Genomic DNA, 21,428 nt, shown 5'->3' with positions numbered 1-21,428 from the left:
ACTGTTCCTCTAACAGCAGGAGACGGGAAAACACCATGACCGAGCAGATCGAGCGTGCGCGGACGTTCCATTCCCTCCACGTCAAGGGAAACCCGATCGTTCTCTACAACGTCTGGGATCCGGGTTCGGCCAAGATCGTCGAGAAAGCGGGCGCCAAGGCGATCGCCACCGGAAGCTGGCCGGTGGCTGCCGCGTTCGGCTATGCCGATGGCGAGAAAATCCCGCTGGAGCTGGCGCTCGACAACATCAAGCGCATCGTCACTGCCGTCGACCTGCCGGTGACCATGGACCTCGAGGGCGGCTACGGCGTCGATCCGGAGATTGTGGCTCGCACGGTGACGTTGGCGCTACGGGCCGGCGCTATCGGTTTCAATTTCGAAGACCAGGTTGTCGGCGGCACCGGCCTGCACGACATTTCTGTTCAGGTAAAACGCATCGAAGCTGCGGCAGCGGCCGTCAAGGCCTCCGGCATACCGGCGTTCATCAACGCCCGAACCGACATCTTCCTCAAGGCGAAACCGGATGCGCATGACGACGTCCTGCTCGACCAGGCCATCGAGCGCGCGCAGGCCTTCGAAAAAGCCGGCGCACACGGCTTCTTTGCGCCGGGTCTTGGCGATGAGGACCTGATCGAGACGCTTTGCAAGGCAATCGCGTTGCCGGTCAACATCATTGCGCTGGGGCACGTGCCGCCGCGCCAGCGGCTGGCCGAACTCGGCGTCGCCCGCATCAGCCACGGCCCGGTGCCTTACCGGCAGATGGCGGAATGGCTGGAGGCCAAGGCTAGGCAGGCCATTTCTGGCTAGATCAATCCTCTAGCGTCCCCGATCGGGCGTCGGTGCTCTTCCTGTCGCCGACCAGCTTCAGAAGATCCTCGCCGGCGCGGATGATGCGGCGCGAGCGGCGGGTCAGGATGATGCCGTCCTGCGGCGCGAAGATTTCGGTGCGGCCATCGGCTTCGCCCGGCGCATGGACGATGGTGGCGAGGCGCGCGCCCCTGGCGACGCGGTCGCCGGGTTTCACGTCGTAGAGCACGGCACCCGCCCGAGACGCCGGCATCATGTCGATGTTCTCCAATGGCGCCACGAGGCCGGTGAAGGGGCCAAGTGCGGGCAGGGCGCTATCGGCGATCACGCCGCGCGCCACCAGCAGCCGGTAGAGGCCTTCGGCGTCGGCGGCGGCCAAGGCGCCGTCGACATCGAGGATGCCGCGATATTCGACCGTGGTGGCGACGCGGCGGTCGAGCTTGGCTACATCAGCTGGGACATTCTGGTAGGGCATGATCGAGGCGCCCTCGAAAGTGCCGTCGGTGTCCTCGCTCCACAGCACGACCGCGTCGACGCCCATGGCCGCGGCGCAATCGGCCATGGCAGGCCACAGGCTGGTGTGGACGTAGAGGTAGGCGAGGCCCTCGTCATCGCAGTGCAGGTCGAGCACGATGTCATGGCCGAGCGAGAGCTGCACCAGCCGCGTCTTCAGCCGCTGGTCGACGCTGCCAAGGGTGGTGTCGGGCAAGAGCGCTGTGTCGGGCGCGGCGAGCAGCGGAAAGCCGCGGTTGAAATTGGTGCGCGTGCCCAGATGGAAGCGGCCCTGATGCTCGCCGAAATGATATTGCGCCCGGCCGATCGGATTGGCCCAGGGCACGACGGTGAGATTGCCCTTGATGCGGCCTTCGGCCTCCGCTTTGGCAAGCATCGGCATCAGCGCGTCGATGGCGACGACGCCCGGCAACTCGCCGGCATGGAGTGCCGCCTGTAGGTATGCCGAAGGAGCAGCCTTGTCGGAACCAGTGAAGCGGAACAGCGGGAATTCGTAGGAAACCCCTTCGCTTTCGCCGGCGATGCGCTCGATCGATTTCTGCATGACTTCCTCCATCAAGAGCGAGAGACATGCGATTTGAAGGCGCCGATGTCGATTGGTCCAGCCCGCCGCGCTATGGGCGCAAGAGGCTATTCAGCCGGAAGCGGGATGACCGGCGCGCGCCGGTCCAGCGCCTGCGACAGCACGGCGACGGTGACCGCCAACAAAGCGAGTGCTGCGCCGACCAGCGGCAAATTGGCATAGGAAACACCGGCGGAAAGGGCAACGCCGCCGATCCAGGCGCCGCTGGCATTGCCGACATTGAAGGCGCCCTGGTTCAGCGTGGCGGCGAGGTTCGGTCCCTCGGAGGCCGCCTCGACGACCCGGATCTGCAGCGGCGGCACGACGACGAAGATGAGCAGGCCCCACAGGAAGACGATGCCGACGGCAACGCTGGCGATTGCGCCGAACTGCCTGAAGCCAACGAAAAGCAGGGCCATCAGCAGCAGCGTGCCGATCACTGTCGGCATCAGTTTCCAGTCGGCCAGTCTGCCGCCGATAATGTTGCCGATGGTCATGCCCGCGCCGAACAGCAGCAGAACCCACGTGACTGCCGAGGTCGACAAGCCCGATACCTCGGTGAGGTAGGGTTTGATGTAGGTGAAGACGGTGAACAGGCTTGCGGAGGTCAGCGCCGCGATCAGCATGGCCAGCCAGACCTGCAGCTTGCCCAGCACGCGCAGCTCGCCGCGCAGGCCGCCACCGCTTGGCTGGGCGACATCGGACGGCACCAGCCAGGCGATCGCTGCCACCGAGATCAGGCCGATACCGACCACGGCAACGAAGGTGGAGCGCCAGCCGAACGCTTCGCCAAGTGCGGTTCCGGCGGGAACACCCAGGATGTTGGACAGCGTCAGCCCGGCGAACATCAGCGCGATGGCGCTGGCGCGTTTGTTGCGCGGCACCAGGCTGGCGGCAACGACCGAGCCGATGCCGAAGAAGGCGCCATGGCCGAAAGCGGTGAAAACGCGCGCGGCCATCAGCGTCCAGTAGTTGGGCGAGATGGCGCAAAACAGATTGCCGATGACGAACAGCACGGCCAGCCCGACCAGCACAGGCTTACGCGGCAAATGCGCGGTGGCCATCGCCACGATCGGGGCGCCGAAGACGACGCCCAGCGCATATCCGGTAACCAGCAGGCCGGCAGAAGGGATCGATACGCCGAGGTCGGCTGCGACCTCGGGCAGCAGGCCCATGATCACGAATTCGGTGGTGCCGATGCAGAAGGACGCAATGGCAAGCGCAAGGATCGGCAAGGGCATGGGGCGTCCAGACTGAATCGGTTCAAATCGAGACTGCGCGAAGGACGCCATCGTGCGCAAGCTGCATTGCTGCATCGCAGCGATGCAGAAAAGGAAGAGCTTTGAAATGGGTCGCTAACAGGCTGTCAAACCAGCGGCTTCAATTCCTGGGCAATGGTTGGCAACAGCTCCGAGACATTCGGGTGGATGTGCACGGCACGCGCCAGCGTGTCGACGGGCGCCTTGGCGTACATCAGGTCGAGTACGCAATGGATAACCTCGTCGCCGCCGGGGCCGAGCACCGAGCAGCCGAGGATCTGCCTGGTGTCGGCGTCGACCAGGATCTTCATGAAGCCCTGCGTCTCGCCCTTTTCGATAGCGCGGCCGACGCGGGTCATCGGCCGCTGGCCGACCAGCGCGCGACGGCCGGATTTCTTCACCGCGGCCTCGGTCATGCCGCAGCGGCCGAGCGGTGGGTCGATGTAGAGCGCATAGGCTTCGATGCGATCACTGACCTTGCGCGGATCGTTGTCCAGCAGGTTGGCGGCGACGATCTCGTAGTCGTTGTAGGAGGTGTGGGTGAAGGCGCCCCTGCCGTTGCAGTCGCCCATCGCCCAGATGCCGGGCACGCTGCTGCGCAACTGGTCGTCTACAGAGACGAAGCCGCGCTTGTCGACCTCCACGCCAGCCCTCTCCAGGCCGAGGTCATCGGTGTTGGGCGTCCGCCCCAGAGCCAGCAGCACGTGCGAGCCGACCGCCGGCGGTTTGCCGGCGGAGAAGGTCACGGCAATGTCCTGGCCCTGTCTGGCGAAAGCGATGTCGTCGGCGCCGACATGGACCGTGATGCCCTCGTGTTCGAGGATCGACAGGATGGCGGCGGAGACATCCTCGTCCTCGCGGCCGGTCAGGCGTGGGCTCTTCTCGATGACGGTAACTTCGCTACCGAAGCGGCGGAACATCTGTGCGAATTCGAGCGAGATGTAGCTGCCGCCGACGACGATGAGATGGCGCGGCAGCACGTCGAGATCCATCATCGAGGAATTGGTCAGATAGTCGATGTCGTGGATGCCGGGCAGGTCTGGGACCGAGGCTCGGCCGCCGGTGTTGAGGAAGATCTTTTCGGCGGTCAGCAGATCGTCGCCGACGCGCACCGTGTTGGCGGATTCGAAACGCGCATGGCCGCGATAGAGGGTGCATTTGTCCATGCCGGCAATCCAGGTCTCGAGATTGGTGCGGGCGTCGATCGTCACCTTGTCCTTGCGCGCCTTGATCCTGGCATAGTCGACGCCGACGGGGCCACTGAGCGTCACGCCATAGTCGGCGGCGCGGCGCGCAAGATGCGCGGCGTAGGCGCTGGCGACCATGGTCTTGGTCGGCATGCAGCCGGTGTTGACGCAGGTGCCGCCGACCAGCTTGCGCTCGATCAGCGCCACGCTCATGCCGGCGGCCGTCAGTCGGCCGGCCAGCGGAGGGCCAGCCTGTCCGGCACCGATGATGATGGCGTCGAAGGTTTTCGTCGTCATGCCACCGCCGCTACGATCAGCAGGCTGCCGATGATCGCCACCGCGTCCTCGATGAAGGCGGCGGGCGGATCCTTGCCGAAGGCGGCTGCGAGCCGGCCGCGAGCTTCAGCGCCGCCCAGCGTGCCGATGACAGCGCCGATGGCGCCGGCAATCAAGCCGCCGATGGTGGCGCCGCCTGTCGCGCCGATCACCGCGCCGGTGAAGGCGCCCATGACGATGCGGGCGCCGAATTGCTGCGGCACTTTACGGCTCGGCGTCGACGGCAACTGGTCGGTGACCAGTTCGACGATGGCCAGGATGGTGAAGATGCCGACAGCCGCCCAGTGACTCATGAAGCTCGCCCAGGTGCCGGCAACCGGCAGCCAGCCGAGATAAGCGCCCCAGGCAACGGCAGCCGGCGCCGTCATGGCGCGAAGACCGGCAATGACGCCGATCAGAAGTGCGAGAATGTAGAGCATGGTCGATCCCCCTCGATCACCGGGCCAGGACGGCCTTTGAGACGGCAGGCTACCATAGGTCCAATATTTGACCAGTACTTGCATCGGCGCTTTTCTGTTGGCCGCACTTGTGCTTTTGAAGGACGTGAACTGGAGACCGCGTCATGGCCGAAAGCGAGCGCGTGAAGATGGCGGCCGGCGAATGGTATACCTGCCTCGATGATGAGCTGGAGTCCTTGCGTGTGGTAGCGCGTGACGCGGTGTTCGAGCACAATTGCCTGCCGCTGCGGCAGCGCGGCAATCTCGGGTCGGGCTTGAAAGCTTTACTCGGCGACGCCGGCGAGGGTGCCCGCATCGAGGCGCCGTTTCACTGCGCCTATGGTTTCAACATCTTTCTCGGCGACGGCGTCTTTCTCAATGCCGGCTGCACCATCCTCGACACAGCGAGCGTGCGCATCGGCAAGGGAACGCTGCTCGGTCCCAATGTGCAGATCTACTGCGCCGAGCATCACAAGGAGGTCGCTGGGCGGCAAGCTGGACTGGAGATCGCCAGGCCGGTCGAGATCGGCGCCAATGCGTGGATCGGCGGCTCAGCCGTCATCCTTGGCGGCGTCAGCATCGGTGAAGGTGCCATCGTCGGCGCCGGCGCGGTGGTGACGCGCGACGTGGCTGCGAACACCACGGTGGTCGGCAATCCGGCACATCAGGTCAAGCGGGACTGAATAGATCAGGACGCCAGAACGTACGTCATGCGCTCGCCCTGGTCGGCCCTTCTGGAGAATTCGCGCCGATACTGCGCCGGCGATGTTCTGAGCCTTGCGGCGAAATGCTGGCGCAGCGAGGTGGCGCTGCCGAAGCCGGCTTCGAACGCCACCAGGTCCATCGATTTCTCCGTTGCCTCCAGCAGCCTTTGAGCCAGTTCTATCCGTTGGCTGGTCAGCCAATCGCCGAAACTGGTGCCGATCGATTTTTGGAAGCGGCGGGTAAAGGTGCGCCGGGTCAGGCCGGCGGCCTCGGCGACGCTATCCAGGCTATGAGTCTCTCCGAGCGCCGCGCGAACCGCGTCGAGGGCCTGGGTGAACCGGTCGGCGTCCGCGCTTCTTTCCACCGGATGCTCGATGAATTGCGCCTGCCCGCCCTGCCGATGCGGAGAAAGGACGATCTGGCGGGCGAGCCGCAGTGCCGCTTCCGCGCCGTAGCGGGCGCGCACGATGTGGAGACAGCAGTCCAGACCGGCGGCGACGCCGGCCGAGGTCACGATGTCACCATTGTCGACATAGAGCACCGAGGCATCGACGGCGACGTCGGGGTGGAGTTTCTGCAACTGTTCGGAATAGGCCCAGTGCGTCGCGGCACGACGGCCCGAAAGCAGCCCGGCCGCGGCAATGGCGAAGGTTCCAAGGCACAGGCCGACGATCAAGGCGCCGCGTTGGTGCGCCCGGCGCAACGCCTCCATCAGCGACGGCGATGCCGGCTCGCCGAGATGATGCCAGCTTGGAATGATGACGATATCGGCGCCGTCGAGCCCTTCGAGCCCATGCGGCGCGGCAATTGTCAGTCCGGCCTCGGTGTGGATCGGGCCGGGCTTGACCGCGCAGATGCGGAAGTCGAAGCGCGGCAGGCCAAGCGCCGTCCTGTCCTCTGCGAAGACCAGGCACGGTACGGAAAGGTGGAACGGGCTGATGCCGTCGAAGGCGAGTACGGCAATGATCGGGTCGGTCATGGGTGCTTCCGGCAGTTGAATGCGGATTGTCCCAATTCTTTCGAATGATGTCAATCGGGCCACTTTCGGCTGTCTGGCAACCCACCTATTTTCCACCCATCGCATTCAAGCCGGAAAGGAAAACACCATGTCTGACCCAGCCAACGCCACGCCGCGCCGGGCGCTGATCGTCGTCGATGTGCAGAACGATTATGACGGCGGCAGTCTTGCCATCCAGCATCCGCCGTTCCGCGACAGCGTCGTCAATGTGGCGCGGGCGATGGATGCAGCGACTGCTGCCGGCATCAAGGTGGTGGTCGTCAAGCAGATGGCGCCCGAGACATCGCCGATCTTCGCCAGGGGAAGCCATGGCGGCGAACTGCATCCCGAAATAGCCAGGCGTGGGCGCGACCATTATGTCGAAAAGAACCTGCCCTCCGCCTTCACCGGCACCGACCTCGAGGACTGGCTGCGCGCCAACGCCATAGATACGATCACGGTGGTCGGCTACATGACGCACAATTGCGACCTGTCGACCATCATCCACGCCGTGCATATGGGCTTTGCCGTCGAGTTCCTGTCGGATGCGACCGGATCGGTGCCTTACGCCAACAGCGCCGGCTACGCCTCGGCCGAGGAGATCCACCGCGTGGTCACGATCATCCTGCAGTCGCGCTTTGCCGCCGTGCTCAAGACCGCCGAATGGGTCGAGTGCCTGAAGACCGGCGCGCTGCCGGAACGCGACACCATCTTCGGCTCCAACCAGCGGGCGCTGTCACGCAGCGCCGCGTAGGGACTATCTGAAAACAGAAAGGGCGCCACATCGCTGCGGCGCCCTTTCTGTTCGAATAGAAGGATTCTAGAACAGGCCTTCGATCTGGCCCATCTCGTTGAGGAAGATCTTTTCCGAGGACGGCGCCCTCGGTAGGCCGGGCATGGTCATGACCTCGCCGCAGATGATGACGACGAAGCCCGCACCTGCCGAAAGCCTGACCTCGCGCACCGGCACCGTGTGGCCGGTCGGCGCGCCGCGCAGGTTCGGGTCGGTCGAGAACGAGTACTGCGTCTTGGCCATGCACACCGGCAGGTGGCCGTATCCGGCGTCTTCCCAGGCCTTGAGCTGGTCGCGCACCGACTTGTCGGCGATCGCTTCCGAGCCGCGATAGATACGCTGGACGATGGTGTTGATCTTCTCGAACAGCGGCATCGCATCGGGATAGAGCGGCGCGAACTGCGAAGCACCGGATTCGGCCAGTGCCACCACCTTGTTGGCGAGATCCTCGATGCCGGCCGAGCCGTGCGCCCAGTGCTTGCACAGGATCGCCTCTTCGCCCATCGAGGCGACATAGTCCTTCATCGCCTGGATTTCGGCGTCGGTGTCGGAGTAGAAGTGGTTGATCGCAACCACCGCCGGCACGCCGAACTGGCGGATATTCTCGATGTGGCGGCCGAGGTTGGCGCAGCCCTTCTTCACCGCCTCGACGTTCTCCTTGCCGAGGTCTTCCTTCTTGACGCCGCCATTCATCTTCATGGCGCGCACGGTGGCGACAATGACGGCCGCCGCCGGCTTGAGGCCTGCCTTGCGGCACTTGATGTCGAAGAACTTTTCAGCACCCAGGTCGGCGCCGAAGCCGGCTTCGGTGACGACGTAGTCGGCGAGCTTGAGCGCCGTCGTGGTGGCGACGACCGAGTTGCAGCCATGCGCGATGTTGGCGAACGGGCCGCCATGCACGAAGGCCGGGTTGTTCTCCAGCGTCTGCACCAGGTTAGGCTGCATGGCGTCCTTGAGCAACACGGCCATGGCGCCGTCGGCCTTGAGGTCGCGGGCATAGACGGCCGACTTGTCGCGGCGATAGGCGACGATGATGTCGCCGAGGCGCTTTTCCAGGTCCTTCAGATCGGTCGACAGGCACAGGATAGCCATCACTTCCGAAGCAACGGTGATGTCGAAGCCGCCCTCGCGCGGGAAACCGTTGGCGACGCCGCCGAGCGAGCAGATGATCTCGCGCAGCGCCCGGTCGTTCATGTCCATGACGCGGCGCCAGACGACGCGGCGGGTGTCGATGCCGAGCTCATTGCCCCAGTAGATGTGGTTGTCGATCAGTGCGGAAAGCAGATTGTGCGCCGTGGTGATGGCATGGAAGTCGCCGGTGAAGTGAAGGTTCATGTCCTCCATCGGCACGACCTGCGCGTAGCCGCCGCCGGCAGCGCCGCCCTTGACGCCGAAATTCGGGCCTAGCGAGGCCTCGCGGATGCAGACGATCGCCTTCTTGCCGATGCGGTTCAGGCCGTCGCCAAGGCCAACCGTAGTCGTGGTCTTGCCTTCGCCGGCCGGCGTCGGGTTGATGGCGGTTACGAGGATCAGCTTGCCGTCCTTGTTGCCCTTCACCGACTTGATGAATTCGGCTGATATCTTGGCCTTGTCGTGGCCGTAGGGCAGCAGGTGTTCGGTCGGAATGCCGATCTTCTGGCCGATCTCCTGGATCTGCTTTTTCCTGGCGCCGCGCGCGATCTCGATGTCGGACTTCACTTCGGCCATGACGGCTTTCCTCTGGATTGGACGGTGGAGGGGACGGGTTTGATCTTACTGGCAAGCAGGTTGGAACCGGGCGCGGGCATGTTCTAACCCTGTCGCTGCCACGGCGTCAACTTGTATGCAACTATGTTTCCTCTGGAGAAAGTTCCTCTGCGGACCGGCCGACCTGTCGTCGGTTCTTCCCGGCTCCGTTGCCGCGCCGTATAGAAGCCAGAGGACGCGCCGTTCCGCCGTCTCAAAACAGCCGCACAATGCACGGAATGCGACAGAGGCGACGGCGCAAATTCGCCATCGCCTGGTCCCTAATGGAACAGCGCTACTGCGTCAGAACGTTGCTGATTTCGACCATGTTGGAGCGCACCCTGAGCACATAGAAGCCCATCGTCGTCAGATGCGTCGGCAACAGCCAGCCATCCTCGCGGCCATTGGCGATGATGAAGGGCTGGATGCGCAGCGCCGAAACGAACTGCGAGTCCATCGTGTCCCACAGGTTCTGCAGATGCTTTTCCTTGATGACGTCCTCGAAGTCGGCCTGGGCTCCCTTCATCAGGCCGTAATAGCCGTAGAGCTGGCCATAGGCGAACCAGTAGCGGTCGTCGGCGCGGAAGTCGAACCAGCCATTGTTGTGGTTCTCGGCGCGTTCCTTGAGGATCGCCGAGGTCGAGCCGATGTCGGACGAGATGCGGTCGATATACTGTTTCAGATTGTCGGCGCGGGCGTCGAATGTCGCCTGGCAGGTGGCAAGGCGGGCGTTGAAGGAACGCAGCATGCGCACGGCGTCGCGATAGTAGCTTGGCGTCGGCGTCTTGGGGCCGAACGGGTTCAGGCCGAAATACCAGGTCTCTTCGTCGAACTGAAGGTTGCCGCGGGCATTCTGCAGATCGCTGTCGATCTGCGAGGTGGTGCGGACGCGGCCGAGATTGTCGGCAAGTTCGGTCGCCGTGCGCCGCACCGCCTGGTTGATGCCGCGCTGGAAGGAGGCCTTGTTGTCCATCCACGGCGTGTGGTCCCAGTCGATGCCGAACAGGCCCAGCTTGTAGAGGATCATCGACGAGATCCAGGCATTCTGGTTGACGTTGAAGTCGGTCAGGTCAGCGGCGATCTGGGCTATACCAGAGTTGCCGCAGGTCTTGGCGGTGTCCGTGCCGGCGCCGGCGGCGACCTGTTCGCCGGCGGAGACATTGCGCTTCTCGAAGGTGTATGTGTCGGGATAGTTCGGGTTGAAATTGTTCCACCACTGGGTGGCGTAGAAGAAATTGGCATAGAGGCCGATCAGCACCAGCAGAGCGAGGCCGACCGCCGCCTTGAGGATCCAGCCGCGCTGCGTATACCAGCGTCCGGCCCACAGGAAGGGCCACAGGATGACGCCGATCAGGAGGCCGATGCCGCGGCCGATCCACTGGAAAATACGGGTGAAGAAATTCACGATCGGATCGAGCATGGCTGTGTCACCCCCTCAAAGCATGATGCCAAAAAGTTGCAGACTTTTTGGATAACATCATGCGCCAAAACAAGAAGTTAGAACGAAATAACGGTTCATTTCGTTCTAGTCAGTCAGGCCGTAGAGGCGTGTGCGAAACGCCACCTTGTCCTTCAAATATGTGGTTTTGAGAACGTCCACAACATGCGATCGCCAGGCATCGCTGAAGCCGTCATAGTCCTTGTAGAAGCCGTCCTTGTTGAAGATGTAGCGCGAGACGAAGTCCGACGGTACGAAATCCGAGATCAGCCGGTTGGTCAGCCAGGCGTCGGGGTGGTCTGGCTTGGCGCGGATCACCAGGAAACGCTGCTGCGGGAAGACATCCTCGATCTTCAGGTGGCCGAGCTGGGCGATCTCGCGCTTGGCGGCGTTGAGGAAAGGGAAATTGCCGTCCCTGGTGATCAGGTCGGCATGGCTCTGGATCCAGGTCTGCAGCCAGACCTTGTCGACATTGGTCAAGTTGCGGTTCGGCTCGGCGTCGCGGATCAGCGCGCGCACCACCATCTCGGCGCGGTGCTCGAGATAGCCCGAGGCCTCGACCCAGGAGGCACGCGGCAGCTCGATGCGGCCGGTGGTGGCGAGGAACTTGAACACCTTGTCGGCGTCGTTGATCGAGAGATAGCTGACCTGCCACGGCCGCGAGCGGCGAAAACCGGGGGCGGCCGGATCGCTGATCACCGTCGTCACATCCGGATCGACGAACACGTAGAGGCCGCCGAAATGGCTGGTCCAGTAGGCGTTGTGTCGGAAGATCACCTGGTCGGGTACCAGCGCGTTCTCGCGGATGTCGCCGCAGATCTTGGCGAGCTCGACCATGCGGGTCAGCATGGCGTTGTCGCGCCAGGCATCTGGCTCCTGCTTCAGACGGTCGACGAGCTTGCCGAGTTCGGCTGCCTTGCCCAGCACATCCTCGGCCGACAGCACCTTGAATTCGACCTGGCTGATCGACAGCAAGTCCTCGATGTCGTTGACCTTGGGAATGGAATCCTCGATCTCGCCGTAGATGACGTCTTTGATCGTCAGCGCATCGATGGCGCGCCGGTTCCTGGACATGAACTCGAACATCAGTTGCGAGGTGTTGGAGAAGGCGGTGTGCACCACCGGCAGGTCAATCTGCGACGGCGTCAGGATGATGAAACGGCGGTTGACCTCGTTGGGATCGAGATAGTCATAATCGTCACATTCCTCGGCCACTTCGGGCGAGAAGCCGGTGCGGTCGATCTGGAAGCTCTTCAGTTTCGTCGGCTTCAAGCCGAATGCGGCCAGCGCCTTGTTGTAGCGCTGGATCAGGTGCGGCTCGTCGACCGTCAGCAGCCGGCCATAGATCAGCTCGTTGTCGCGCAAGAGATCGGGTTTCTTGGCGGGGCTCATCTTCCCTTCTCCCCGTTTACGGGGAGAAGGTGCCCGAAGGGCGGATGAGGGGCGGCGCAGACGCTCATCATCTTTCCTCCGACGTTGAAGCTGGCAAAAACTTCACATCGACAGCAATCATTTTCCGATCGAGTCGACCATCCAGCGCAGCAACAATCGTATCCAGCACGCTCTTACGGCTCGTCAAAACATCAGCGTGCCAAACCCTCAACACCGACCAGCCGTTCCTGTTCATCGTCTCATCCCTGTATCGATCGTGGGGCCGATTTGCATGCTGACTTCCATCGACTTCCACAACCAGATTAGCCTCACGGCAGGCGAAGTCTGCGAAATATGGGCCGACCGGGAGCTGACGGACAAACTTGTGGCCATTCAGCCGCCTTCGACGCACTTCGTGCCACAGCCATTCCTCGGCATCATTCTCGACTTTCCGAAGCTGCCGGGCCCTTGCTACCTTTGGCTCATTACTGCCTCGCACAGCGCTGCCCCTCATCCGCCCTTCGGGCACCTTCTCCCCGTGAACGGGGAGAAGGAAGAGGTGCCAGGCTCACGCATTCCATAGCCCCTTTTTCTTCATCTCCTCCATCTCGCGCGCGGCTCGCTCGCGCAGGCGGGCGTCGCGCAGCAGCTTTTGCACGGCGGAGTCGTCGGACTTGTCGGAATAGCGGAACTCCGAGTCGGCGTAGCGGTTGATCTCCTGCATGACCATGTCCATCGAGAACGGCCCGCGCAGTTCCTCGATCATCGCTTTCTTCTCGTCGTAGCCCTTGTGAATGAAGACTTCCGGCTTCTCGAACCAGTCGTCGGGAAGCTCGATGTCCATGGCGCGCATCTTGATGGCGTCGGTGACGTTCTTGATGGCGCGGCCGGTGAAGCGGGGCTCGGCATCCTTGATCAGGTGCAGATAGGTGCCGATGTCGGCCATCGATTTCGGCGCGCCGTTCTCCTTCATGTAGCGTTCGTAGACCTTCATCAGCCCGTCTTCTTGCGGCTTCTCGTGCTCCTCATAGGCTTCGGTCACGGCGCGCTGGATTTCCTGCGCGGCGTAGAGATCGTGATCGCCGAGCGGGATCTTGTGGTTTTTTCCCGCCAGCAGGACAAAAATGTCGATGTAGTCGTTGCGGCTCTGCGGCCCGTCGACCAGCCAGCGGGCGCCGGCGCGCTGGCGCAGCGCGTCGTCGACATTTTCGGGATAGTTGGAGAACATGCCGAACGAGCAGTTGCCGCGCACCACGGTCGCGGCACCGGCGAAGGCATCCATCAACACGCCGGTGATTTCCTGCTGGCCGGCCGAGGCGCGGTCGTCTGAGCGGCGCGCCGCCACCTGGTCGATGTCGTCGATGGTGCCGAAGCCGATGACGCGCGGGTTCAGCACATTGTTGATGAACTGGCGGCAGTTCTGGCCTGATTTGCCCTGATAGGACGAGATCTGGTCGACGCCGAAATTCTCGTAGGCGAAGGGATAGCCGGCGACCTGGCAATAGCCGTTGACGAGGCCGGCGATCATCTGGATCAGGGTCGTCTTGCCGGTGCCGGGCGCGCCGTCGCCGATGAAGGTGAACAGGAAGCCGCCGAGCTCAACGAACGGGTTCAGCTCACGCTCGAAATCGTAGGCCATCAGCATCTTGGCGAGCTTGACCGACTGGTATTTGGCGATGTGGTTGCCGACGACCTCTTCCGGCTTCTTGAATGTCATCACCAGCGGTTTTGAACGCTTGCCCGGCGCGACGTCGAAACCATCGAGGGTGAAATCGTCGGCATCGATACGGATATGCGCGTTCTCGAACGGGCCGATGCCGTCGAAGCGGCCCTTGCGGGCCAGAAGCCCGTCGATGGCGACGCGGGCGAAGGCGCGCGCCCTTGTCATCAGGTCGGCGTCGTCGGACGATCCCGAGATCGCCTTGTCGAGGCCTGCCAGGATCGACTTCACCGCATCCTGCGGCGTATCGAACAGGAAGTCCGGTTCGGGACTGTCGTTGGGCGCCTCGCCGTCGCTGTCGATCAGCTGGAACAGGTAGGAGGCGAGGCTGAAGGCCGAAATGTAAGCCGAGGCCGACAGAAGCTTCTTGAAGGTGGACGCCTCGTCGCCCTCGAGCGGCGCGCGGGTGTTCTTGGCCTGCAGACTTTCAAGGTCCGAGCCCTCGGCAAAGACGTCCGATATTGCCAGCGCGATCGCCGTGCCGCGCCGGGCGCGAAACAGGAGCGTGTGCTGCGGGATGGTCAGCAGCTGGTCGTCGGGATGAACGGCGCCGACGGTCTTGGCCAGCTCGACCTCGCGCGTGCGGCGCACCGAACCGGCCGAGACGGTCGAAACGAAGCGGCGGTTGGTGCCGGCAAGCGCGGTGCCGGAGGAGCTAGACGGGTCCTCCAGCACGACGACGCGGGTGATGAAGCTCTGCGCGGTGGCGCGGTGCTTCTCGATGGCGGCTTCCGGGATGGTAGTCAGGCCGGTATCCATGAAGGGTGCTCCGTGGTGTGACGGTCAGACGTCTGAGATGACCTGTCCGTTGGACAGAATGTGAACCTTGTAGCCGGCAAAGATCTTCTGCGCCTCGCCGGCGGCGTAGAGCGCCTGATAGGCCTCGTGCGGGATCAGCGCATGGTTTTCGTAGCTCGACACGCCCTGGCGCGCGGCTTCCAGATCGTCGGTATTGATGAAGAATTCCTGCGTCGTCTTCTCGCTGGAAAACAGCCCCTTGCGGCCGGGTTTCTCGGCCTTGGAATAGACCTCCTGGATGGTCCAGGTCAGCAGCCAGGCATTTTCGGGCTTGCGCACCTTGGCCAGGACTTCGGTCACCGTCGAATTGTTGTCGGTGATGCCAGCCGAATAGAACGGGCCGAGCACGACGCGGCGCAGCTGCTTGGGATGCAGCGGCTCGAAATCCTTGTCGAGATTGACCGCGATGGTCGCCGGCGACAGCGTGTAGGCGGAGTTCTTCTCGGTGAAATCGTCGAAACGGTGGGCAAGCTCGGGATTGAGCAGGCCATCGACCGGCAGAGGAATGTCGATCGTCTCGTTCAGCTTGCCGTTTCTGTCGACGAGCTGGCGGATCATCGTTTCGGACGAATCCTCCACCGTCACCATGTAGACCAGAGGCAGGTTGGCGCTGCCGTCGAACGTCGCCCAGTGGACGAGATAATAGGGCCGCCCCGTCTTCGGATTGACCGAGACCTTGGCCGTTTGCGCCAGGGTGAACGGGCCGAACGTGTTCTCGCTTTTCACGTCCTCGAGATAAAGCCGCTCGGCTATCGACTTCTGCAGCGCCGCGGGGAATTCCTTGTGGCGCAGGATGAAGTCGGCCATTTCCTCGCGCAACTCGCCGGCGAGCGGAATGTTGGCAAGCCGCGCGTCGGCTTGGCGTCGGTCGTTTTCCAGTTCGAGCAGGTTCTGGAACACCGGAAATCCGCTTTCGGCGCGCGAAATGCGGAATGTGTCCATGAAGCCCAGCCGGTTGCGCCAGCAGGAAAACGACTTGTCGAGCCTGGCGATGTGTTCGGCGACGATCTTGGCGACGATGCCGTGCCGGTAGAGCGGCGAGCGATCGTCGCGCATGAACACTTCAAGGCCGCTGAGCGCGGCCGTGATGGCGGAAAAATACCGTGCCGCCGCTTCGTTTTCGGGGGTCATGCCTGGTCGCTCGCGGGCAGTGCTTTCACCCTTAAGACTGCACGTAGTTAGCCGAATTGTGCTTCTTCAGCACCTCGTCGAAGCGGCGGGCGAAGGCATCGTCGGCCAGCTTCTTGCGGCGCTGGATATCGGCGGTGGCGACCATGTTCTTCTCGTGCATCTCAAGCAGGTCACCGATGTGCTTTTGCGAAGCAGCACCGATACCGGCCATGGTTTCCTCGGCGGTGTTGTCGACCTGGCTGCCCAGCGTGTTGATCTTGTGGGCGACGTCCTGCTGGGCGGCGGTCTTCAGCGAATCTTCCAGCGCCTTGTAGAGCACGATGCGCTGCTCGGTATCGATGGTCAGCTTGTTGATCAGCGTCGATTGCGCGGCGATCTGGTTGTTGAGCGAATCGACGAAGGTCTGGAACATCGAGGTGTAACGCTCGAGCGTCTGGCTCTCGGCCAGCAGTTCCTGCTCCTTGGCCTGCTTTTCGTTGTATTCCGTCGCCAGCTTGGAGCGTTCGCCTTCGAGCTGCGTGCGGTCCTTCTGGCTGGTCGAAGCGGCGATCTTGTTTTCGATGTCGAGCAGCATCGGGTTGAGCTCCTCGATGCGCTTCTGCACGGCTTCGAGGTTGGTCATGGTGGTCTTGCGGCGCTCGATCACCTGCGACAGGCTGGTTTCCGAGGTCTTGTAGCGTTGGTCGAGAACCTCTTTCTGCGCCTTCAATATGCCGACGATGGTGTCGGATTTGACCAGCAGTTCCTGCAGATTGCCGGCCAGCGACATGTTGCGAACGCGGTCGGTGCGCATGCGCTGCTTGCTCTGGCTGGAGAAGATGCCAATGAATTTTTCCCAGCCGGTGTAGTTCTTCATGCTCTCGAACTCGGCGCCAAAGACGTTGGTGGCGTCCTCCAGCCCGATGATCAGGTCGGCAATGTTGCCTTCCATCACCTTCTGCTGCTTCAGCACATCCTCGATGCGGGCGTTCTCGAGGTCGAAATTGGCGTCGCCGATCTTCTTGTCTGATGTGGCAAGCGTATCAAGCATGGTGCCGGATTGCTCGATCTTGGAGCGCATGTCCTGCACGACCTGCTTGGTCTTGGCAATTTCGGCGTCGAAATTCTGCAATGTCGCCATTGGGGCCTCCCGCTTCGGCATGACGTCGCTGGTCGCGAACAGCGGCGAATATATGTGGGGCATCAGGGGATTGAAAGACGTGAAGACAAGGGCGGCGTGAAAACAAAAAAATTCGCCAGGGTCTTGAAAGCCAGTGAAGGCTTGGGCTTAGCGTGATTAGCTTGCCGACCGGCCATAGTTCAGCTGTCATTGAACTTTCATGCGGCAAGGCGAAGGCGCACGGATGCCTTTGTATTGGGCAAACCACCGAAGCAATCGCGGCCGCGATATGCGACGAGAAAGCCGGTTTTACAGAGCTGGCGAACAGCGGATCAGGGCTTGGGATCGGCCTTCAGATAGGCGATGACATTGGCGATGTCGTCGTCCTTGGTCAGGCCGGCAAACGCCATCTTGTTGCCGGGCACTTTCAGCTTGGGTGCCCTGAGATACTCGGCGATATTGGCTTCATCCCAGACCAGGCCGGCGGCGCCGGCACTCTTCATCGCCTCGGAATAGCGGCCAAGATAACTCTCGGCGCTACCGGCGGTGCGGCCAACGACGCCCAACAGATGCGGACCGACCTTGTCGCGGTCGGTGGCTGCTTCATGGCAGGCCATGCACCGGTTAAAGGCCTTCTTGCCCAGGGTCGGGTCGCCGCCGGCATGGGCCACAAGCGAGCTGGCGAGGAGAAGGATGCTGGCGGACGAAGCGGCTCTTAACATGCTGCCCCCGGAGAGTTCTGTCTGGCGGCCTTATAGTACCGAGCCTTTAACAAACGCTGCATCGCGGCGGGATTGCGGAAGACAGGCCCGCGAGTCAGGCCTGTTGTGCCAGATCGCGGCGCAGGAAATCATTCAGCCGCTCGACCGCCTGGGTCGTCGACAGCGGGTTGCGCAGGATGCCGATTTCGAGGTCCGGCAGCACCGGCAGCCCTTCATTGCCGCCGACGATGCGCAGCGATGGCGGTACGCTGCGCATCGCAAGGCCAGCCACCGCGAGCCCGGCCTGGACGACGGCGATCAGGCCAAGCAGAGAGGCGCTTGAATAGGTACAGCGATAGGAGCGGTCGGCATCGCCAAGCGCCTGCAGGACATTCATCCTGGCGGCGCAGCCCGGTTCGAACAAGGCGACCGGAAGCGGGGCGGCCTCCCAGGCGACATGGTTGGGCGAGGCGACCCAGACGAAGCGTTCCAGCCGGATCACCTCAAGCGGCTGCTCCGGCAAGCGGGTGATGATCGCCAGATCCAGCCGCCCCTCCGCCAGCGTCTTCACCAGCGCGGTCGACTGTTCGCAGATCAACTCCACCGTCACCAGGGGATGCTCCGCCGCGAAGCGTGAGAGCACGGGCGGCAGGAGGAAGGCGGCATAATCGTCGGGCACCCCCAAGCGGACGCTGCCTGTCTCCTTGGGCCGGGTGACGCTTGCCCAGGCTTCATCCGACAGTTTCAGCAACCGGCGCGCATAGATCAGGAAATCCTCGCCGATCGCATTGGGAGTGACGGTTCTGGGACCACGCACCAGAAGCTGGTTGCCGACCATCTCCTCCAGCCGCTGCATCTGCATGCTGACCGCCGACTGGCTGCGGCCGACCCTGGGTGCTGCATTGGAAAAGCTGCCGCTCTCGACGACGGCGACGAAGGTTTTCAACAGGTTGAGGTCGAGTGGCGCGGGCATGGTGCTATCAGCATATCGAATAGGTCATTCCAAATCTATTCGCTTGTTTGAAGGTGGCGCCAGTGACCAGATGGTTGGGATCGCTGGGAACCACCACATGACGGACGCCTCGACTGCCCGCTTCCCGGCCGCGAGCCTTGCTCTGGCAATGGTGATTGCCGGCACGGTCGGCGCCTTCGCCACGGAATCGGGGCTGCATCCCGCTGCCGTCGTCTTCTGGCGATGCGTGTTCGGCGCGCTGTTCCTTTTCGCATGGTGCCTGTTGCGCGGCTACCTGCCGGATCGGACGCTGTTGCCGTCCCGGCTTGCCCTTGCAGCACTTGCCGGCGTGTGCATGGTGCTGAGCTGGACGGCCTTCTTCGCAGGCTTCGCCATGACGTCGATCGCCACGACGACGATTATCTACCATATCCAACCGTTCTTCGTGGTCCTGATCGGCGTGGTTTTCCTAAGGGAACGCATCTCGCCCGACCAACTGCTGTGGATGCTCGCTGCCTTTCTCGGCGTCGTGCTGGCCAGCGGCCTCGTTTTCGCGCACGGTCATGCCGATGCCAACTGGGTGCCGGGCATTGCGCTGACGCTGGGCGGCGCACTGCTCTATGCCGTTACAACGATCCTAGCCAAAGGCCTGGGCCAGCAGCGCGCCGAAATCACGGTACTCTGCCAAACACTGGTGGGGGTCGTCATGCTCGCCCCGTTCGCCGGCATCGGCCAATATATTGCGCCTGCATCATGGGGCTGGCTGCTCGGCATCGGCGTGCTGCACACTGGCATCGCCTATGTGTTGATGAATTCGGCCTTCCCACGGCTGACGACACCGGTGATCGGCGTCATCACCTTCATCTACCCGGTCGTCGCCATCATCGTCGACTGGGCTATCTATGGGCATCCGCTCGGACCGGCGCAGGCAGCCGGCATGGCACTGATTGCGCTGGCAACGCTTGGTGTGCGGCTTGGCTGGCGGTTTCCAAGACGGCGTGTCTCGACCGTGTGAGCCCGAAGCAATTCCCGGGAAAGCACATAGCGCTTCCCCTGGAATTGCTCCAATAACCAAGAGACAGAGTCAGCCTTTGATAAAGCCGATGAAATCGTCTGGCGTGGCGCGGCCCATCTCTTCCTCCCAGTGGCGGCGGCAGAGCGAGACATAGACATCCTTGCCGATTGCCACCTGCTCGCCCTGGCGCGCCACCTTGCCATCGGGGCCGAGGCGCACGACCATCGTCGCCTTGCGGCCGCATCGGCAGATGGTGCGCACTTCGCGCAAATCGTCGGCGATGGCCAGCAGCGCGCGCGAGCCGGAAAACAGCTTGCCCTGGAAATCGGTACGCAGGCCGTAGCACATGACCGGGATGTTCAACCGGTCGGCGATGCGGGCGAGCTGCCAGACCTGCTCCTCCTCGAGGAACTGCGCCTCGTCGACGAAGACGCAATGCACTGACGTATGCGCGTGATGCTCGGTGACGCGGGCGAACAGATCGTCGCCATCGCGGAACATCTCGGCTTCCGTCTCCAGGCCGATGCGCGACGAGATCAGGCCGGTGTCGCCCTTGCGGTAGTGGCCGGCGACGAACAGCATCGTGCCCATGCCGCGCTCGCGATAATTGTAAGAGGCCTGCAAGAGCATCGTCGTCTTGCCGGCGTTCATCGTCGCGTAGTGGAAGTAAAGCTTGGCCATGCCGCTCTTTTAAGCCGACTTGCCCTGATACGGGGAGGGGCGGTCGCCCGCATTCCCCTGAAAAAGCCGCCCCGTCTTCGAAAAACCCGTCCGGCATGGCAAAAGCGCCTGATGTGTCGCTGATTGGCCAGCCCGCGCCGTTGATCGCGATTGTCTTAATGCTTGAAACCACACCAGAATGGTGTTTGGCTGACGAAACAAGGCGGGCATAGAAACCGTAGCTACGCTTCGCCAAAGAATCACAATGGGAGACTGTCTATGTCGCGTATGAACTCTTTCGTCGCCGGCCTCGGTCTGGCGGCTTTTTTGTCCACCAGCGCTGCCTTTGCCGGCGATCCGGCGAGCTGCAAGGCGGTGCGCCTTTCCGATGTCGGCTGGACCGACATCCAGGCGACGACCGGCATCGCCTCCGTGCTGCTGACCGCGCTCGGCTATGAGCCGCAGACGATCCAGCTGTCGGTGCCGGTGACCATGGCGTCGCTGAAGAACAAGGATCTCGACGTGTTCCTCGGCAACTGGATGCCGTCGATGACCAACGACATCAAGGACTATACCGCCGATGGCTCGGTCGAGACGATCAGCACCAACCTGACCGGCGCCGGCTACGGCATCGTCGTGCCGACCTATGTCGCTGACGCCGGCGTGAAATCGCTGACCGATATCGGCAAGTTCAAGGACAAGTTCAACGGCAAGATCTATGGCATCGAGGCCGGCAATGACGGCAATCGCATTATCCTCGACATGATCAAGAACCCGAAAGACAATCTCGAAGGCTTCGAGCTGGTCGAATCCTCGGAGGCCGGGATGCTGACGCAGGCCGAGCAGTCGATGAAGAGCAATGAATGGATCGCCTTCCTCGGCTGGACGCCGCATCCGGTGATGGGTGCCATGAAGATCACCTATCTCGATGGCATGGGCGACAGCGGCTTCGGCGCCGCCACTGTCCATACCAATGTGCGCAAGGGTTACACCACCGAGTGCCCGAATGCCGGCAAGTTCATCGCCAACCTGAAGTTCAATCTCGATATGGAAGGCGAGATAATGGACGCGATCCTCAAGGGCGCTGACGCCAATACGGCTGCGACCGACTGGCTCAAGAAGCATCCGGACGCGGTTGCTCCGTGGATTGCCGGCGTGACCACTTTCGATGGCGGCGACGCCGCTGCAGCCGTGAAGACTGCGCTCGGAAGCTGAGCAGGTCT

The 21,428-nt window shown here is 62.7% G+C and carries 20 protein-coding genes; 5 read left to right on the top strand and 15 right to left on the bottom strand.

Annotated features, from left to right (window positions below; genetic code table 11):
* Positions 1-35 precede the first annotated feature (35 nt).
* Complete coding sequence (locus tag AC0L3E_RS05440; RefSeq protein WP_473604405.1) at positions 36-806, top strand: isocitrate lyase/PEP mutase family protein; 771 nt, start codon at positions 36-38, stop codon at positions 804-806.
* 1 nt (position 807) lies between these two features.
* Here AC0L3E_RS05440 and AC0L3E_RS05435 read toward each other — a convergent pair whose 3' ends face one another.
* The 4 genes from AC0L3E_RS05435 to AC0L3E_RS05420 all read right to left on the bottom strand — a co-directional run bounded on the left by AC0L3E_RS05435 (position 808) and on the right by AC0L3E_RS05420 (position 5,082).
* Complete coding sequence (locus tag AC0L3E_RS05435) at positions 808-1,863, bottom strand: M14 family metallopeptidase (RefSeq protein ID WP_473604404.1); 1,056 nt, start codon at positions 1,861-1,863, stop codon at positions 808-810.
* An 86-nt stretch (positions 1,864-1,949) separates the two neighbouring features.
* A complete protein-coding gene (locus AC0L3E_RS05430) occupies positions 1,950-3,122 on the bottom strand; it encodes an MFS transporter (RefSeq protein WP_127272313.1) in 1,173 nt (390 codons plus the stop codon).
* A 125-nt stretch (positions 3,123-3,247) separates the two neighbouring features.
* On the bottom strand, positions 3,248-4,624 hold the full coding sequence (locus AC0L3E_RS05425) for an FAD-containing oxidoreductase (RefSeq protein WP_473604403.1): 1,377 nt from the start codon (positions 4,622-4,624) through the stop codon (positions 3,248-3,250).
* Positions 4,621-5,082: a DUF4126 domain-containing protein gene (locus AC0L3E_RS05420; RefSeq protein WP_473604402.1), complete on the bottom strand. Its 462-nt coding sequence runs from the start codon at positions 5,080-5,082 to the stop codon at positions 4,621-4,623. Before AC0L3E_RS05420 ends, AC0L3E_RS05425 begins: the two co-directional genes overlap by 4 nt.
* Before the next feature lie 143 nt (positions 5,083-5,225).
* Here AC0L3E_RS05420 and AC0L3E_RS05415 point away from each other — a divergent pair, with 143 nt between their 5' ends.
* Positions 5,226-5,783 carry a sugar O-acetyltransferase gene (locus AC0L3E_RS05415; protein ID WP_473604401.1) on the top strand — a complete coding sequence of 186 codons (558 nt, stop codon included), beginning with the start codon at positions 5,226-5,228 and terminating at the stop codon, positions 5,781-5,783.
* 5 nt (positions 5,784-5,788) lie between these two features.
* Here AC0L3E_RS05415 and AC0L3E_RS05410 read toward each other — a convergent pair whose 3' ends face one another.
* Positions 5,789-6,784, bottom strand: a complete 996-nt coding sequence (locus tag AC0L3E_RS05410) for a GlxA family transcriptional regulator (protein WP_473604400.1) — start codon at positions 6,782-6,784, stop codon at positions 5,789-5,791.
* Positions 6,785-6,911: 127 nt separating this feature from the next.
* Between AC0L3E_RS05410 and AC0L3E_RS05405 the strand changes: the two genes are divergently transcribed.
* Positions 6,912-7,556, top strand: a complete 645-nt coding sequence (locus AC0L3E_RS05405) for a cysteine hydrolase family protein (protein ID WP_127396751.1) — start codon at positions 6,912-6,914, stop codon at positions 7,554-7,556.
* Positions 7,557-7,622: 66 nt separating this feature from the next.
* Here AC0L3E_RS05405 and AC0L3E_RS05400 read toward each other — a convergent pair whose 3' ends face one another.
* From AC0L3E_RS05400 to AC0L3E_RS05360, 9 genes are all read right to left on the bottom strand, one after another.
* Positions 7,623-9,302 carry a formate--tetrahydrofolate ligase gene (locus tag AC0L3E_RS05400; protein ID WP_127321325.1) on the bottom strand — a complete coding sequence of 560 codons (1,680 nt, stop codon included), beginning with the start codon at positions 9,300-9,302 and terminating at the stop codon, positions 7,623-7,625.
* A gap of 313 nt (positions 9,303-9,615) precedes the next feature.
* Entirely contained in the window at positions 9,616-10,740 is a 1,125-nt protein-coding gene (locus tag AC0L3E_RS05395) for a DUF2333 family protein (protein WP_127321324.1), read from the bottom strand.
* 105 nt (positions 10,741-10,845) lie between these two features.
* Positions 10,846-12,150 (bottom strand): DUF6638 family protein, encoded by a 1,305-nt coding sequence (locus AC0L3E_RS05390; RefSeq protein ID WP_128308492.1) that lies wholly within the window; start codon positions 12,148-12,150, stop codon positions 10,846-10,848.
* 67 nt (positions 12,151-12,217) lie between these two features.
* Positions 12,218-12,628 carry an endonuclease domain-containing protein gene (locus AC0L3E_RS05385; protein WP_473604573.1) on the bottom strand — a complete coding sequence of 137 codons (411 nt, stop codon included), beginning with the start codon at positions 12,626-12,628 and terminating at the stop codon, positions 12,218-12,220.
* Positions 12,629-12,697: 69 nt separating this feature from the next.
* Entirely contained in the window at positions 12,698-14,608 is a 1,911-nt protein-coding gene (locus AC0L3E_RS05380; RefSeq protein WP_473604399.1) for an AAA family ATPase, read from the bottom strand.
* Between the two features lie 24 nt (positions 14,609-14,632).
* Positions 14,633-15,778 (bottom strand): hypothetical protein, encoded by a 1,146-nt coding sequence (locus AC0L3E_RS05375; protein ID WP_127266548.1) that lies wholly within the window; start codon positions 15,776-15,778, stop codon positions 14,633-14,635.
* A gap of 31 nt (positions 15,779-15,809) precedes the next feature.
* A complete protein-coding gene (locus tag AC0L3E_RS05370) occupies positions 15,810-16,898 on the bottom strand; it encodes a hypothetical protein (RefSeq protein ID WP_127266549.1) in 1,089 nt (362 codons plus the stop codon).
* A 311-nt stretch (positions 16,899-17,209) separates the two neighbouring features.
* The gene (locus tag AC0L3E_RS05365; protein WP_127320774.1) at positions 17,210-17,599 is read right to left on the bottom strand and encodes a c-type cytochrome; all 390 of its coding nucleotides are present in this window, start codon (positions 17,597-17,599) and stop codon (positions 17,210-17,212) included.
* 94 nt (positions 17,600-17,693) lie between these two features.
* The gene (locus AC0L3E_RS05360; RefSeq protein WP_473604398.1) at positions 17,694-18,551 is read right to left on the bottom strand and encodes a LysR substrate-binding domain-containing protein; all 858 of its coding nucleotides are present in this window, start codon (positions 18,549-18,551) and stop codon (positions 17,694-17,696) included.
* Between the two features lie 97 nt (positions 18,552-18,648).
* Between AC0L3E_RS05360 and AC0L3E_RS05355 the strand changes: the two genes are divergently transcribed.
* Entirely contained in the window at positions 18,649-19,545 is an 897-nt protein-coding gene (locus tag AC0L3E_RS05355; RefSeq protein ID WP_473604397.1) for a DMT family transporter, read from the top strand.
* Positions 19,546-19,614: 69 nt separating this feature from the next.
* Here the strand turns inward: AC0L3E_RS05355 and AC0L3E_RS05350 are convergent, their stop codons facing one another.
* A complete protein-coding gene (locus tag AC0L3E_RS05350; RefSeq protein WP_127266553.1) occupies positions 19,615-20,226 on the bottom strand; it encodes a thymidine kinase in 612 nt (203 codons plus the stop codon).
* Between the two features lie 258 nt (positions 20,227-20,484).
* Between AC0L3E_RS05350 and AC0L3E_RS05345 the strand changes: the two genes are divergently transcribed.
* The gene (locus AC0L3E_RS05345; RefSeq protein ID WP_127266554.1) at positions 20,485-21,420 is read left to right on the top strand and encodes a choline ABC transporter substrate-binding protein; all 936 of its coding nucleotides are present in this window, start codon (positions 20,485-20,487) and stop codon (positions 21,418-21,420) included.
* Positions 21,421-21,428 lie beyond the last annotated feature (8 nt).

The sequence above is a fragment of the Mesorhizobium sp. WSM4822 genome, from assembly GCF_055811155.1.
Note: the sequence above shows the minus strand (reverse complement) of the source record. Positions and strands in the feature narration are given on the sequence as shown.

What these genes read in the sequence shown, in the direction of transcription:
- AC0L3E_RS05415 (WP_473604401.1), top strand. Translation starts at nt 5,226, where the DNA reads ATGGCCGAAAGCGAGCGCGTGAAGATGGCGGCCGGCGAATGGTATACC.
- AC0L3E_RS05395 (WP_127321324.1), bottom strand. Translation starts at nt 10,740, where the DNA reads ATGCTCGATCCGATCGTGAATTTCTTCACCCGTATTTTCCAGTGGATC.
- AC0L3E_RS05405 (WP_127396751.1), top strand. Translation starts at nt 6,912, where the DNA reads ATGTCTGACCCAGCCAACGCCACGCCGCGCCGGGCGCTGATCGTCGTC.
- AC0L3E_RS05375 (WP_127266548.1), bottom strand. Translation starts at nt 15,778, where the DNA reads ATGACCCCCGAAAACGAAGCGGCGGCACGGTATTTTTCCGCCATCACG.
- AC0L3E_RS05400 (WP_127321325.1), bottom strand. Translation starts at nt 9,302, where the DNA reads ATGGCCGAAGTGAAGTCCGACATCGAGATCGCGCGCGGCGCCAGGAAA.
- AC0L3E_RS05440 (WP_473604405.1), top strand. Translation starts at nt 36, where the DNA reads ATGACCGAGCAGATCGAGCGTGCGCGGACGTTCCATTCCCTCCACGTC.
- AC0L3E_RS05365 (WP_127320774.1), bottom strand. Translation starts at nt 17,599, where the DNA reads ATGTTAAGAGCCGCTTCGTCCGCCAGCATCCTTCTCCTCGCCAGCTCG.
- AC0L3E_RS05410 (WP_473604400.1), bottom strand. Translation starts at nt 6,784, where the DNA reads ATGACCGACCCGATCATTGCCGTACTCGCCTTCGACGGCATCAGCCCG.
- AC0L3E_RS05425 (WP_473604403.1), bottom strand. Translation starts at nt 4,624, where the DNA reads ATGACGACGAAAACCTTCGACGCCATCATCATCGGTGCCGGACAGGCT.
- AC0L3E_RS05350 (WP_127266553.1), bottom strand. Translation starts at nt 20,226, where the DNA reads ATGGCCAAGCTTTACTTCCACTACGCGACGATGAACGCCGGCAAGACG.
- AC0L3E_RS05430 (WP_127272313.1), bottom strand. Translation starts at nt 3,122, where the DNA reads ATGCCCTTGCCGATCCTTGCGCTTGCCATTGCGTCCTTCTGCATCGGC.
- AC0L3E_RS05370 (WP_127266549.1), bottom strand. Translation starts at nt 16,898, where the DNA reads ATGGCGACATTGCAGAATTTCGACGCCGAAATTGCCAAGACCAAGCAG.
- AC0L3E_RS05435 (WP_473604404.1), bottom strand. Translation starts at nt 1,863, where the DNA reads ATGCAGAAATCGATCGAGCGCATCGCCGGCGAAAGCGAAGGGGTTTCC.
- AC0L3E_RS05390 (WP_128308492.1), bottom strand. Translation starts at nt 12,150, where the DNA reads ATGAGCCCCGCCAAGAAACCCGATCTCTTGCGCGACAACGAGCTGATC.
- AC0L3E_RS05345 (WP_127266554.1), top strand. Translation starts at nt 20,485, where the DNA reads ATGTCGCGTATGAACTCTTTCGTCGCCGGCCTCGGTCTGGCGGCTTTT.
- AC0L3E_RS05420 (WP_473604402.1), bottom strand. Translation starts at nt 5,082, where the DNA reads ATGCTCTACATTCTCGCACTTCTGATCGGCGTCATTGCCGGTCTTCGC.
- AC0L3E_RS05355 (WP_473604397.1), top strand. Translation starts at nt 18,649, where the DNA reads ATGACGGACGCCTCGACTGCCCGCTTCCCGGCCGCGAGCCTTGCTCTG.
- AC0L3E_RS05360 (WP_473604398.1), bottom strand. Translation starts at nt 18,551, where the DNA reads ATGCCCGCGCCACTCGACCTCAACCTGTTGAAAACCTTCGTCGCCGTC.
- AC0L3E_RS05380 (WP_473604399.1), bottom strand. Translation starts at nt 14,608, where the DNA reads ATGGATACCGGCCTGACTACCATCCCGGAAGCCGCCATCGAGAAGCAC.